This is a genomic window from Mucilaginibacter sp. SG538B (genome assembly GCF_013376065.1).
GTDB lineage: Bacteria > Bacteroidota > Bacteroidia > Sphingobacteriales > Sphingobacteriaceae > Mucilaginibacter > Mucilaginibacter rubeus.
In genome coordinates this window covers 411460-424602 of the sequence record NZ_JABMJI010000005.1, presented here as the reverse complement: position 1 = coordinate 424602, position 13143 = coordinate 411460, and the positions used below count along the sequence as shown (strand labels likewise).

Here is a 13143-nt window from a genome sequence, read left to right as displayed (position 1 = left end):
CATTATTGCAGCAAAGATGTTCGCGCATTGACTTTGGCTATAAATTCATGGAGTAATAAACCGCTTTGCTTTAAATCGCTGATAAAGGCGTCCACCCCGGCGGTGTAGGAATCAAACCTTCCGGAATAATATTCAACCGCTGATTTTTCCGGTTTCTCCGTCGTGTACGTCAGGTATTGCGCCAGGGAAACTTCAACTCCATACACTTCGCCCGTGGTTCCCCTGCGAATGTAGACCTCCTTGAATTTCCTGCCGGGAGCTTTTTCAAACTGGTTGATCGTAAAGATCTTCTTTCTTTCTGTATCGCTGATGGAAAGCAGTGCAGCTATTTCGTCGTAACGATCAATAAACGCGGACTGGTCGAGGAGACAAATGGTATCCGAATTATTGATGATGCTATCTTTTATTATCGGGTTACCTATTACATCACCAACCTCTTGGGTAACTTCAACGACTTCGCCCCAAAACTTTCGAACTGTCTTATTCAAATAAAGCAGAAAACCAGCCATAAGCGGACTCGAAACAGCTTTCCATGCTTCTTCCAAAACTAAGGCTTTGCGCATCGCATTCCGATAACGCATCTTTTGAATAAAGACATCCATGATAACCAACGTGACTATTGGGAACAATACCTTGTTTTCCTTTAATTGGTCGATCTCGAAAACAATAAAGCGTTCCGAAAACAGGGAGCTGTCAAGATCTTCGTTCAGGATCCTTGCGAACTCTCCGCCTTTGTAAAACTTTTTAAGCACATATCTGAACTCGTCAAAATCAAAGGAGATCTTTTCTGTAGACCTGATACCAGGAATGAGTGCCAGCGCAAATTCATAGAAAGTATCAAAGCCGAGGTCCCTGCCATCAAGAAATGCCTGGTCATAATATGCGGAAATAACATCCGCGATCACATCACGTTCCACGGTACTGATGGTCCCGTCCGCGCCTTTCCAGCAAACCCCGATCAAAGTACACAGGAAATCCCTCTTCTCAATATTGAATTCTGCCCTGGTAAATCGAAAGGGGTTCATCGTAATGGGGCGTTCGTCTGTATAAGTGATGTATTTTCCTTCGTAGTATTTACACAGGCCCGAATATGAATGCCCTGTATCCACGATCACAACATCCATATTATACAACATGTACTGTTCAATCAGCGCGTTCATGAAGAAGCTCTTTCCGGAGCCGCTCGGCCCCAATACAAACTTATTGCGGTTGTTGATCCGGCCTGTCCTCATCGGTAAGTCTGCCGGATCGATACCGACAGGTATGCCGTCGCGGTCTGTAAACCGTATCAGGAATTCCGAGGGTTCATCATTGAGCAGTGATTCTTTGAAAAAGAAACAGGTCGCAGCTGCCGCAGTGGTCAAAAACCAATCGTAGGTCTTTACTTCTACCCCGTTTCCCGGCAAGGTTGTCCTGAAAAGTTCCAGTTGGTTATAGCTGTTATCACTGCAAATAATACCATGCTGAAATAAGGCATTTTCTATAAAGTTAGTTGCTGCGGTCAACTGCTCTCCGTGTGCGGCGACAAGAACATTGTAATGCGCCCTGACCAGCGGCTGTTTGTCCCTCGCCACGTCAGCAAGTAAACGGTCAATATCGTCTACACAAAGCTGGTTTACCGGATCAGGTATGCCACTATGCTTTTTTTTCTTGGCTTCGAGCATCCTCAAGGTCATCACCTGTTCGGGCAAGTCCAGCAATTGATTAAACACAATAACTTCAAAGCCGGGTACTTTGAACAAAAAGGACATCAGGTCAGCAGGGAAACCCCGAAGGGCCTCATTTTGATTAAGCTCAATATACGGACTGACTTCAGGTGGTAGATCAACATTATCCGTATTAACGAGACAAATGGCCTTTACATGGCGCTTACCGATCCGGATCCTGTCATCTGCGGCCGCGATATTATCAAGTGTTACTTTCCCATTTTTAAAATCCATACTCAGCAATCGCAATACGAGATAATTGATATCCGGCTCCAGCAATAAAGATGCTCCGGGAATGATCCCAGCGACTTTAGCAATCGCCTGCAAAAACTCCTTCTGTGTCTGCTGGTTTTTCACATAAAGCCTGCCTTTTTTAAGCGGCCGTGTTATCGTCAGGTAGGTTTCGACAACGAACCGTTCCCTGCCATCGAAGTGCTCATGGTATTTCTGCTGCAGGTATTCCGTATGGGACCCAGCATTATACCCGACCTTGCTGATGATATCCAATTTCTGGACAATATAGCCATCCCCCAAAATGCCGATCATATTGATGAGTAAGCGTTGAAATTCTTCGTATCCTGCGGCATCTGCAGAAAAACGTATAACAGGGTTGGTCATCCGGAATATGACAGAACAATCTCCCCTTTCCCCGATCAGCATGTGATACGGGCCATTTTTGTCGATTCCCGCGTAAGGTATATTAAATAATTTTTTTGCGCCCATAATGATTGAGGATAAAAGTGCCTGATGAGCGGGTTTTCAAGTGGAGGCCTTTTTTTTGCCTCGTTGCGGTGAACACCAGGCCGCCAACGATGCATCCGATCAGCACCATTGCGCCAAGCCACATGTTGATGAGCGACATGGTGAGCGCTCCCAGTACCAGGCCAGCCAACAGGAAACCAATGCCCCAGTAAATGAACTTTCCTTTGAAGCCTTTGAAAATAAGGGGCTTCTGAAGCCCCTTATAAACAGCAAACTTTGGCGGCATTTACAGGCCGAAAAAAGCTTTGATCACTAAAGCGGATACGACCAGAAAGACGCAACTTCCGCCCCATCCCATTAATTCTTTGTTAATATCCTGATCACCGGAATTCCACTTGGAGTACACGCGGATGGCGCCGACGATACCGACAATGCCGCCGATCACGAGCGTAATGTTCGTCACCGGTGCGATATAGGTTTTGAGGGTTGTTGTTGCGGTGTTCAGGCCATTAACACCATTTTGGGCAAATGCAGGGACTGAAAGGGCAAGCAGGACCGCCGCTGCCCATAACTTCTTTGTTTTGATAAACATTCATCGAGGTATGAGGATTAATGCGGAGATCTTTTAGGGCTGCCGGGGAAGGCAGCCGGGTATGGCAAACAGGCATTCAGATCACGAGCAATGCCATTGTGAATACGCCCAAGGGCCAAAAAAGACCGCGATAACAGCGGCCATGGTCACAAGAAAACCGAAAAAGAAGTAAAGGGACGGGGAACTTTTATATGCTGCAGGGAGGCAGCTTTGTATTGGTCAAAGGCGTTCAGATCCCGAACAACGCCTTGAGGAAAAGGCCGGAAAGCAACATGAACAATGCGGCGTAGAACCAGGCTGATATCTCCGGTGTGATATCTTTGTTTCCATCCTGGATCCGCTTGTAGATCTTCAGACCTGCGGTTATACCCAGGATACCTGCTATAACAAATGAGAGGTCTGCAGCAGCGTAAAAATCTGCACCGAGGTCACGCCTTGCCTGTTCCATTTCGGAAATTCCTGGCTGTGCGCATGTATAAGCTGGTAAGAGGCAAAACAAGAGAAGGCAGAAAACCCGCCTCATGAGAAACTTACCGGACGGGTAAATTCGATAGCTTCCTGTTGGGCAAGGCTGAACAACTGCCTGATCGAAACGCCCCCGGAGGATACGACCGGTGATGGCGGGACTTTGAGGAGGTCAGGAGTATCAGTATCATCAGTACTGACAGGCGCTATATTTTCAGCAAACGTGAGTTCATCACCGTCCTGGGCCCGGGTACCTTTTTTTGCATTGCGACTGTCCCAGAAGATTAATGATGAATAATAGGCTGAATAGATTCCGATCAGCCATAAGGTAAATTTGATCCAGCTCATAAATTTGAATTTTGCATAAATTGTGTAATTGCTTTTTTGAGTTCGGGGTGTTGATCGAACAGGTAATTAACCGCGAAAGCGACGAGCTTGGTGGTATCGATGTTCGTAGCGATCTTAAACCTGGCCATCAGCGCAACCTGGTCCGCGTTAAAACGGGCATGTACCATACTTTTATGATCACTGTTATCGTAATCCATAATTGCCTGCAGGATCGCCGGTACTGAACGAGCAGGTTTAGATTTCATGCCTTTTTTTGCATTTCCGGCACCAGGTTTACCTAACTCTTCCCTAAGCTGGTCGGCCAGCGACTTCATGTTTTCCATGGATATATTCGTTAAATATGGGTTCAAAGACGGGGACAATGAGCTGCAACAGTGATAAAGGCGTTTGAAAAGTATTGACACGTTGAAAATCTACCCTGTCGGGTAGTATGCTGCTGATCCTGCCGAATTTGGCAAGCTGCTCGTTCACCTCCTGCATGATCTCGAATTTTGCATTAGCCTTGATCCTGTTGGGAATAAACACCATCGGTATTTTCGGGTTGATCTTCCGTAATACTACCGTGAAAAGAATGGTTGAAGTAAAGCTGAATTCGTCATAAGAAAAAGGGCAGATCACCAGATCCGCAGACTGAAAAACGGGTATCAAACCGTCGTCATCCAGTTTTCCCGGCAGGTCGATTAAAACGATATCATCCTTATTTTTTCCGACGATGCCGCGTAAAACAGGATAGGCTTCAAGACTTGTGGCAACTACCTGGTACGGTTCCGCATTCTCTAATATTTTCGCTTTGTCAAACTTCTGTGAGATGGACTGTTGGTAATCCATATCCACAACAGTGACATTGCAGTTTTTAGCAGTTGTCAGGTAATTGGCGGTGATGAGCGCGAGCGTACTTTTCCCCGCGCCCCCTTTTTGGTTGGCGATCAATATGGTCATATCTATAAAATTTTAATTAACGGGTATTCGTCCGTGCCTTCTTTTGCCGCCGTCTCCGCATGCCGTGGATCTCCTGATCGTCCACATCATCGGCTATAACTATTGCGGGTATATAGCCGGATGAATCAAGCTTTTGGGCCACATTTGGCTTTTCATCGGTTAGCCATGCTTGAGTCGTCCCGGGATTGACTGACAACAGCTCGCGGATTGGCATCACTTCACTTCCTTTGAAAACAATTTTGTACCCGTGGTCAACGATAGAGTACCCGTAAGGTGTCTTGCCTTCGGCTGCATGAAATAAAATATCAATGCCATACACTTCTTTCATGACCTGCTTCATCTTCGGATCAGCCTTATGTTGTTCAAGCAGCGCCCTAACGACTGCCGCCCTTTTCAGGTCGCGCTTATAGCGTCCGGCACGTTCAAGGACTTTTATTTCATCGGGATCTTTACCCGGATAACCAAGCGTCTCCAACACCATCAGGAACTGCGCTTTAGTGCTGAAATGGTATTTCATAGCTGTATCATAACCAAGCACCTGATTGATTGCGGTCTTTGAACGTCGATGTTCAAATGCGCTTGAAATCTTACTGCCGTTACGGTCGATCCTGGTACTTACGATGTGCAGATGATTGTTACCGGTATCCTTATGAAACACGAGTAAATAAGGTTGTTCCGCATAGCCCATTTCCCGGAGCCAACCTTCCGCTATTCCTGTCAAGGCTTGTTTATCATACATCCTGCCTTTACCTGAAATGGCCACATGCAATTGCGGATACGCTATCCGCTCGTTTGCTGAGGTTATCATTTCCAGGTAGTTGATATAGTCCTGAAGCTTGGGCGATGTAAGTGCAGCTAAAACCCGAAAATTTGCTGCTTTCATCAATTCAGCACGCGATTTATCTACCTTATTCATATTATAGAACACACCCGCGAACGATGTGGAGGGCTTTAAGAATTTGACAATCATAAATGCTCAAAATACACGAGGGATCCAAAACTGTCGTTAAATGTCATCCAAGGCGCCCGGACGATTATATCGTTCGACACAGGCAATTGTATCATGAATGGCACCACCTTGGCTGAATAACGCGACATGTTCCAGGGAAAATTTCCGGCCCTGTCCCATCACTATGGAATGATAGCCAAAGGTGATCACAAGGCCCCCCGGTTCAATAACCGGGCAAATGGCATCCTTCAATTGCCGGAACGGACTGCATATGTGGCCATTATATAACTCCATGCTTTTGCGGTAGGCATATGGCGGGTCCAACACAACAGTTCCGAACTTTTTGCCATTCCAGGTTTTCAGGAATTGCAGGGCGTCGAGATGAAACTCTGCCGGCATATCCGGATCAAGGTCATTTCGTACCTCATACACGTTCAGTAATGTCTTGCCAGCAAATAAATTGAGCACCCTGCCTTCACAATGGCGCTCTACCCAGGATCGGATTGGTGCTGCGCGAAAAGTATAACGATGAAGGGGACATTTGATATGTTCGAATATCACCATAAAGATATTTCAGAATAACTTGAGATTTATATAACTACTTAACCATTGATCGTAATGACAACGGAGCACTATAACGATCAGGCGATCTTTCTATATAACACCATAACTATGCAACCTGCTATCAGAATAACCCCAGAGCAATGGAACCATATAATCAAATCACCCGGTAGCGTGGAAACACTGTTTCAATATACGTCAGCAGCACAATAACAATCTAAACGAATAATCGAGACGCTATCAATCAGGATAACTTTATAACCGCAGAACCGGCACATTTAGCTATGGTGTTATATAGTTAGCGTTATAGCTCTATATCAACTCCCTAATAAAATACGCTAAGCGGAACAAGGGGCATCATTTCCCCATCAGACGGATTACTTTGCGCAAGGCTATTTCAACTGAAGCCTGAACGCTGATATAATCAATCAATAACTTATTGAATTGAATACCAACCTCCGGATCAAGGATTTCCTTCAGCTGCAAAATATTGCTGTACCTGGCCAGTTGGTTAATGTTGTTACCGCATCTCCCGATCTCACCCGCGACCTGATCGAGTTTGCTGATGAGTTCTTTCGAATTAACAATGATCGTCCCCGAATCTTTCAGTACCCGCATCCTAATGAGCTTAGCCCTTGCGATCCCAAATTCCTTTTCCATGGCAAGGATCTCGGCATATTCCGTTTCGGAAAACCTGACATCAATTTTTTTATTCCGTTTACCATTTTCCATTAAGGGCCGCCCCTTAAGCTTTCCGGGATCATCCATAAGAAAAACGAGTTGCGAAGTTTTGCCATTCCCCCGGAGGGCAAGATGTTTTTGGAGGGATGAAAAATCGACCGGAACGGTATTTTTTGTCCGACAAAAAGACATCTTGCCGTTAGAAAATCAAAGCCGCCAAGAGGTATTCAAGGAGTGCTTTAGCGCGATCTTAACGGGAGATACCGGATTTTTGGGCGCTTTCAATTTCCACTTTGCTATTGAGTTCTGCGGCTTCGATCGCATCCGCCTGGCGGATAAAACCTACCAGCATCGCGTTGTAGTCTTTAAACCCACGATAAGCCTCCGAGCGATCAACTGCATAGGGTATTTCTGCGATCAGTTCCTTAGTGGATTTCAATCCGGGCCCGTCCCGGTCAAAAAAAATGTCGATATGTGGAAACTGCTTAGCTTTGGCAAGTCCGGCGTTAATAAGCGATAGCGAATTTAATATCAAAATGCTGTGATCGTCGTCGCTGTTATCTATGCGCCAGGTCAAATAATCCATTGCTCCTTCGAAAACAGCAAGCTTCTTGGAATTACCATCAATAAAGGTAATTCCCTTTAAACCAATACAGCGTTTAAAATACCGGTTGCGCACTTCCCAGCTACCATTTTCATTTTGCCAGCCTGCTGCAAAATAGGTCTTGGGATTATCAATACCCTGGGCGTAATAATATATTTCGCTCATTAAATTCCTGGCCGCCTCAAATACCCCCCTTCCCTTCAGGTAATTGGTAATTGCCGGGTGCGTTCCCAGAGGTTTAATCTCAGCGACGACGAAATGAGGAACTTTAACGTCTGCCCGTTTGCGGCGCTCCCGATGCTGCTCCACCGGTACTGCGGCACTGCTTAACAATTCATTGATTTTGGCAACAACATTTTTAAACGATAAGGACGGCCAGTATTTCAGGCCAAAGTCAATAATATTGCCGCCAATGCCGGTTCCATGATCATACCACGCCCCAATTTTGTCATCGACACTGAGTGAAGGCGTATCGTCATCGTCCCGAAGCATGCTTTTATACATATACTCCTTGCCTGACTTTTTTGCGGGTTTAAATCCGAGTCTGGCCAGCAAATCAACAAGGGAGGCCTGGTCCTTCAGCCCCGCTGCACTTAAAAATTCTGTCATAAGATAAATGGTTAAAAAGGGAGGAATTGATTGATTGATATGGCTTTGGCGATAGTTTCCAGTTCTACGCGGTCTAATCGCCAGGCTGCAGAATAATTACCGTCTTTTCGCGGCGTTAACAAGCCGCTTGCGAGCCACCTGTCAACATTACGCCTCCCATAGATATTAAAGGCTTCAGATTTTTTGAGGTATGGCTTGAGCAGTCCGGTTTTGACCAATGTGGTTATCGCAGCCAGTTCTGTAACATCCTGCATGAACTTTTCTAACTGTATCGTGGAGATTTCCATGAACCGGCACCGGGTAACGATCCCGTCAATTCATTTGTACCGGTTAATATTTCGGGATTACCAGCGTCATATCCTACGATACGGGCTTTCGCCTGCCAATGTGCTTTCAGTTATTGGTATACTTTCAACCTCACCTTCACAAAATTTTCCGTTAGGTACGGAATAATGCTTCATCCCAATACGTCAAAGAACTTTAATCCAGGGAGACTTATTCCCTGTTTAGCGTTCTGCCACAGGGGTATATGTCCCCCTGTTACTGGCAGCGGCTATCCGCTCCAGGGCAGCCCTGTCGAAATTTTGTTTTGAAGATTTACCGGATATGCCGGCAGTCCGGATTAGTCCTTCTGCCACCCATCGGTCAACGTTGGTTCGGCCATAAAGCCGGTAAGCCTCTGCTGGCGTGAGGAGTTGTTTAACCATGCCGCTCTCTGAGAGTACCTTTTCCGTACTTCGAATGGTGACACGTTTAAGAAAGCTTGCTAATTCCGTTTGCTTCATGATCCAAAGCACGGATTTCAGGGTATGCTGAAACAGGGAAAGGGGGTGAAACAAATCTTTCACCCCCTTTCTTTTCAGGCTATTTTGGTATCGTTATCTATTTGATATTCAATAAAAAAAGAAAACATCAATGTTAACACAACCGGTGTTAAATAAATCGCAAAACTTTTTCCGGCTATAATTTTGAGGGGAGGCACTGCTGCTTTAAACGAACTTAGCGTGAGGAATCAAGGAATTATTGAAAGTTACCGGAATCTGAATTTAAGCATTTAGAATTCAGATCAAGATTTGAATTTTATATGCAAAAGCATATAGCAAGTATGAAAAGCGGGGATTTATATGCAAAAGCATATAAATTACTAAAAACAGTTAAATTATATGCTTTTGCATATAATCATTAAATAAAGTATATTTGTTATATGCAATAGCATATAATCATGAAGTCATTATCAGATTTTGTTAAGGAACGGCGCAAGAAGGCAAGCCTCACGCAGGAGGAACTGGCAGATAAGTCTGGCGTTGCCCTGACCGTCATCCGGAAGATCGAACAGGGTCACGGGAACCTGAACCTGGAAAAGGTCAACCAGGTATTGAAAATGTTTGGCCATGAGCTGGCACCGGTCAGCAGGAAAGAACTGGATAATCAAAATAATCCGATACCATGAGACAGGCCGAAATATACTACGGGGAAGCACTGGCAGGCTTGTTAACCGAAACGGACGAGGGGCTGTACGAGTTTCAATATGATGCCTCCTACCAGGAAAAGGCACCAGGACAATTCCTGACCTTCACCATGCCGGTCCGGAATGAAGTTTACCGCGATAACCGCCTCTTCCCTTTTTTTGAAGGGCTGATCCCGGAGGGATGGCTACTGGAGATCGCTTCCAAAAGCTGGAAAATCAACGCCAATGATAGAATGGGCCTGCTGCTTGCCTGTTGTAAAAACTGTATCGGCGCAGTAAGCGTGATACCAAAAGAGAACAAAAATGATTAAACGATGCCTATATTGCTATAACGAACTTGCCGAAGCCGGGGATTTTCATGAAAAATGCAGCCTGATGTTCTTTGGTACGAAGGTTCCCCCGAAACTGGATTACTCACTGGGGCAGATGGCAGAACTCGCCAAAAACGTTGTGGAACGAAGCATTACAGTCCCGGGAGTACAGCCCAAGCTTTCCATGACCGCGGTCAGCGATGCCTTGGAAAACGATGGCAGCGGCCGGCTGACAATTGTCGGCGCATTAGGAGGTGATTATATCCTGAAACCGCCAAACCAGCACTTCCCGGAAATGCCGGAAAATGAACATGTCACCATGCGCATAGCTGAAGATGCATACGATATAAAAACGGTACCGTCCAGCCTGGTCAGGCTTGCCTCCGGGGAACTTGCCTATATAACCAAGCGGATTGACAGTACACCGGACGGGAAAAAAATCCATATGCTGGATATGTTCCAGATACTCGAAGCATTCAACAAATACAAAGGATCCATGGAACGGATTGGCAAAGCTATAGCTGCCTATTCCGAAAACACATTACTTGATCAGCTTGCATTTTTCGAGCTTACACTGTTCTGTTTTATTTCCGGGAACAATGATATGCACCTGAAAAATTTCTCGATGATCCTAAACGACCGGCAATGGGGACTGGCGCCCGCATATGACCTGCTAAACGTCAGCCTGGTTATACCGGAAGATCCGGAGGAACTAGCCCTGCCTATTGCCGCAAGGAAAAGGAAACTTGGCAGAAAACATTTTGAAGATTTTGGCAAAGGGCTCGGATTGAGCGAACGGCAAGTCAGCAACGCCATACGCCGGCATATCCAAAATACCGGTGCAGCGTTCCGGTGGCTCGACAAATCGTTCCTTTCGGACGACACGATTAGGCAATACAAGGAGCTGATCGGCCAGCGTACAGGCCTCTTACAGCATGGTCTTTGATTCCGGCTGGCAGCTGCGAATAAAAAATGGACCGGGGCAGAACAACTTAATACCAGGAAAGAAAAGTGCATGGCAACATCAATTGCATTCCATATCTACTGTCATACATTTTTATAAAATACCAATAAATAATGGGGACTTTACTAAAAGCGGTACCAATTGCGTAATATGTTTATATTTTTGCCTGAGAAAGTAGCCTAAATTTTCCAAACCTAAAGTAATGGTTAAAGCCACTAAATTGAACAGCACATTTGCCGAACTCGGAATGGACCCCTCTTTTGTCCAGCAGGCGCGCCTTCTCGGTTTGCAGACGATCGCTGATGTTATGGCCGTGAACCTGCCGCGGCTGAAGAAACATCCGAACTTTACGTACACCTGGTATGCCAATATGCTCGACCTGCTACAGGCGCATAACCTGCTAAAAAAGTTCCAGGCGGATCAACTGTAATTGGAGAGATTATAATTGGTATTCAACCAGTTTAGCATTCCGATCAGCTGCGCCTTCATTTTTTGAGCTGTGGAAAATTCGACATCGGTAGATTTTTTCTGAAGGTTGTCCGCCGAAATGAATAAGGCATTGGCCGTATAAAAATGCGCGGCAAAAAATGCGAACAGTTGGCCGATATTATCCCTTGGTAAAATCCCTTTTTCAATCTGCAACCTGATAAACAGGCCAAGAAGCGGGACGGAGAACCCAACGGGAAACCTTTCGCGGGATTTGCTGATAGCTTCATCCTGAAGGGCAGCCCTTTGCAGTCCAAGCAATTCTTCAATAAATTCCTGCTGTTCTCCCAGGTAGCCCAGCAAATCCGCTGCAATGCCATTTAATCCTGGCCGGTTGCCGTGCGAAGAACCGAGGCAAATCTCACGAACCCGGTGCCTTTCGCGTACCAGGAATTCAACCTGGTTCCTCATGTCCGAAAATTCTAACAGGCGGGAGCGCCAGTTATGCACACAGTACAGGAAAAACTCAGGATAATTGAAATCAGCATCAATAAGCGCGGCCTGCAATTCGGTGTCGTTGTTAAATCCTCCCTGTTGAAGAAAGTTAAAGGTATGCTTCAGGCGGTTTACCTCCGACCACGTAAGGCCCTTTTTCCTGATCCGCCGCGAAAAGACTTCGGCAATCAGTGTAACAAGCGCGCTATGGCCCGTTTTCTCAAGCAGGGAAGTGTTAAGTTTTTTTAGAGAAACTTTCAATTCCATTCTTACCTCTCCAACCGCAAAATCAGACACGGGAAGTTCGGCAAATGATTTATGGGAGCGAACGAGTGTTAAAAGGCCTTCCATCCGCTCGCAGGTAAACCGATAAAATGCCCTAATCCTGCCAGGATTTGCATGACTTTTCCAAACGGCAGAACTCCTGTAGGAATGGCTAAGGTTGACTAAGTAAAGCAGCTGGCGTAAATGGGGTAACAATTTCCGGCTACTGTTGGCGCCTAAGACATTTAGGGTCTCCTGCAGACGGCCCCTGATCAAATCCGTATTGAGAATAATATATTGAGACCACTTGTTGAAATCGCTGTCAGTTAATTCTGCATTCAGCAACCGTTCCGGTTTTATAGATTCTGTAATAAAATCATTGAGCTGCAAAAGTTCCTTTACCATGAAAACTTCATTAAGGTTTAAGCACAACTATCCAAGACTTAAAATTCAGCCCGTCGAATTGATTCGGCGTTAGGAAAAATACTGTTTAATAATACATGATAAGCAAAATGCTAATACAATAATACGCAAACGAAATAAAATTATCTATAATTATTAATTATTTCTCTCCAATATTAATATTAATCACCGCACTACCATATTTAACTCATACAAAAAAACAAAATAACAAAGAGCATACACTGTATTGGAGTTGCTAATAAAAAGTATTGAGCTGCCTAACCAGCCAATAAACTTCCAATGATAAATAGGCGCAGAATGTTGCTCAGGAATACTTTGCTTATAGGCCGCGGTGAAATTCATCGCGATCTACCTCCAGTACATCGAGAATCCTGTGAAGGGTAAGTAAGGTAATATTGGCACCGCGCTCGTATTGCCCATATGTTGACCTCGATAAGTCAAATTTGTTGGCGAAAGATTCATAATTGGTATAACCGCGCAGTAACCGGTAGTGCTTTAATCGCTCTCCTACGCGTATTAAATACTTCTTTTCGGCTTCGGTCACCGGCTTTACTTTCTTTCGGGTAGCCATGACTTCAAAATAAAAGAAAAGAAAAACGGTTTGGTACCCCTTATAAAACCCACTATATATAGTAG

General features: G+C 45.2%; 19 protein-coding genes. 4 read left to right on the top strand and 15 right to left on the bottom strand.

Annotated features, from left to right (window positions below):
• Nucleotides 1–2: 2 nt before the first annotated feature.
• The 13 genes from FHW88_RS25430 to FHW88_RS25370 form a co-directional block, all read right to left on the bottom strand.
• A complete protein-coding gene (locus FHW88_RS25430; RefSeq protein ID WP_176628439.1) occupies nt 3–2429 on the bottom strand; it encodes a TraG family conjugative transposon ATPase in 2427 nt (808 codons plus the stop codon).
• Nucleotides 2407–2694 carry a plasmid transfer protein gene (locus FHW88_RS25425; RefSeq protein ID WP_176628438.1) on the bottom strand — a complete coding sequence of 96 codons (288 nt, stop codon included), beginning with the start codon at nt 2692–2694 and terminating at the stop codon, nt 2407–2409. The genes FHW88_RS25430 and FHW88_RS25425 overlap by 23 nt, the downstream gene beginning before the upstream one ends.
• Complete coding sequence (locus FHW88_RS25420) at nt 2695–3000, bottom strand: DUF4134 domain-containing protein (RefSeq protein WP_176628437.1); 306 nt, start codon at nt 2998–3000, stop codon at nt 2695–2697. It lies immediately after the preceding gene.
• Between the two features lie 229 nt (nt 3001–3229).
• Nucleotides 3230–3523 (bottom strand): DUF4134 family protein, encoded by a 294-nt coding sequence (locus FHW88_RS25415; protein ID WP_176628436.1) that lies wholly within the window; start codon nt 3521–3523, stop codon nt 3230–3232.
• Nucleotides 3520–3813: a hypothetical protein gene (locus tag FHW88_RS25410; RefSeq protein ID WP_176628435.1), complete on the bottom strand. Its 294-nt coding sequence runs from the start codon at nt 3811–3813 to the stop codon at nt 3520–3522. The genes FHW88_RS25415 and FHW88_RS25410 overlap by 4 nt, the downstream gene beginning before the upstream one ends.
• Nucleotides 3810–4136 carry a hypothetical protein gene (locus FHW88_RS25405; RefSeq protein ID WP_176628434.1) on the bottom strand — a complete coding sequence of 109 codons (327 nt, stop codon included), beginning with the start codon at nt 4134–4136 and terminating at the stop codon, nt 3810–3812. The genes FHW88_RS25410 and FHW88_RS25405 overlap by 4 nt, the downstream gene beginning before the upstream one ends.
• Nucleotides 4102–4752: a ParA family protein gene (locus tag FHW88_RS25400; protein ID WP_176628433.1), complete on the bottom strand. Its 651-nt coding sequence runs from the start codon at nt 4750–4752 to the stop codon at nt 4102–4104. The genes FHW88_RS25405 and FHW88_RS25400 overlap by 35 nt, the downstream gene beginning before the upstream one ends.
• A gap of 16 nt (nt 4753–4768) precedes the next feature.
• The gene (locus tag FHW88_RS25395; RefSeq protein WP_176628432.1) at nt 4769–5668 is read right to left on the bottom strand and encodes a relaxase/mobilization nuclease domain-containing protein; all 900 of its coding nucleotides are present in this window, start codon (nt 5666–5668) and stop codon (nt 4769–4771) included.
• A gap of 90 nt (nt 5669–5758) precedes the next feature.
• Complete coding sequence (locus tag FHW88_RS25390; RefSeq protein WP_176628431.1) at nt 5759–6265, bottom strand: hypothetical protein; 507 nt, start codon at nt 6263–6265, stop codon at nt 5759–5761.
• A gap of 354 nt (nt 6266–6619) precedes the next feature.
• Entirely contained in the window at nt 6620–7030 is a 411-nt protein-coding gene (locus FHW88_RS25385; protein WP_176628430.1) for a plasmid mobilization protein, read from the bottom strand.
• 163 nt (nt 7031–7193) lie between these two features.
• Nucleotides 7194–8156 (bottom strand): toprim domain-containing protein, encoded by a 963-nt coding sequence (locus tag FHW88_RS25380; RefSeq protein ID WP_176628429.1) that lies wholly within the window; start codon nt 8154–8156, stop codon nt 7194–7196.
• An 11-nt stretch (nt 8157–8167) separates the two neighbouring features.
• Nucleotides 8168–8443, bottom strand: coding sequence for a hypothetical protein (locus FHW88_RS25375; protein WP_255485428.1), 276 nt, complete (start codon nt 8441–8443; stop codon nt 8168–8170).
• A 219-nt stretch (nt 8444–8662) separates the two neighbouring features.
• Nucleotides 8663–8863 carry a hypothetical protein gene (locus FHW88_RS25370; RefSeq protein WP_176628428.1) on the bottom strand — a complete coding sequence of 67 codons (201 nt, stop codon included), beginning with the start codon at nt 8861–8863 and terminating at the stop codon, nt 8663–8665.
• Between the two features lie 515 nt (nt 8864–9378).
• On the opposite strand from FHW88_RS25370, the gene FHW88_RS25365 reads away from it, so the two are divergent.
• The 4 genes from FHW88_RS25365 to FHW88_RS25350 all read left to right on the top strand — a co-directional run bounded on the left by FHW88_RS25365 (nt 9379) and on the right by FHW88_RS25350 (nt 11329).
• Nucleotides 9379–9606 carry a helix-turn-helix transcriptional regulator gene (locus FHW88_RS25365; protein WP_176628427.1) on the top strand — a complete coding sequence of 76 codons (228 nt, stop codon included), beginning with the start codon at nt 9379–9381 and terminating at the stop codon, nt 9604–9606.
• Nucleotides 9603–9935 (top strand): HipA N-terminal domain-containing protein, encoded by a 333-nt coding sequence (locus FHW88_RS25360; RefSeq protein ID WP_176628426.1) that lies wholly within the window; start codon nt 9603–9605, stop codon nt 9933–9935. Before FHW88_RS25365 ends, FHW88_RS25360 begins: the two co-directional genes overlap by 4 nt.
• Complete coding sequence (locus tag FHW88_RS25355) at nt 9928–10881, top strand: HipA domain-containing protein (protein WP_176628425.1); 954 nt, start codon at nt 9928–9930, stop codon at nt 10879–10881. The genes FHW88_RS25360 and FHW88_RS25355 overlap by 8 nt, the downstream gene beginning before the upstream one ends.
• Nucleotides 10882–11101: 220 nt before the next feature.
• The gene (locus tag FHW88_RS25350) at nt 11102–11329 is read left to right on the top strand and encodes a hypothetical protein (protein WP_176628424.1); all 228 of its coding nucleotides are present in this window, start codon (nt 11102–11104) and stop codon (nt 11327–11329) included.
• Here the strand turns inward: FHW88_RS25350 and FHW88_RS25345 are convergent.
• Both FHW88_RS25345 and FHW88_RS25340 read right to left on the bottom strand, forming a co-directional pair.
• Nucleotides 11320–12171: a hypothetical protein gene (locus FHW88_RS25345; protein ID WP_176628423.1), complete on the bottom strand. Its 852-nt coding sequence runs from the start codon at nt 12169–12171 to the stop codon at nt 11320–11322. The two genes, FHW88_RS25350 and FHW88_RS25345, sit on opposite strands and share 10 nt — an antisense overlap.
• 655 nt (nt 12172–12826) lie before the next feature.
• Nucleotides 12827–13078, bottom strand: a complete 252-nt coding sequence (locus tag FHW88_RS25340) for a helix-turn-helix domain-containing protein (RefSeq protein ID WP_176628422.1) — start codon at nt 13076–13078, stop codon at nt 12827–12829.
• Between the last annotated feature and the right edge of the window lie 65 nt (nt 13079–13143).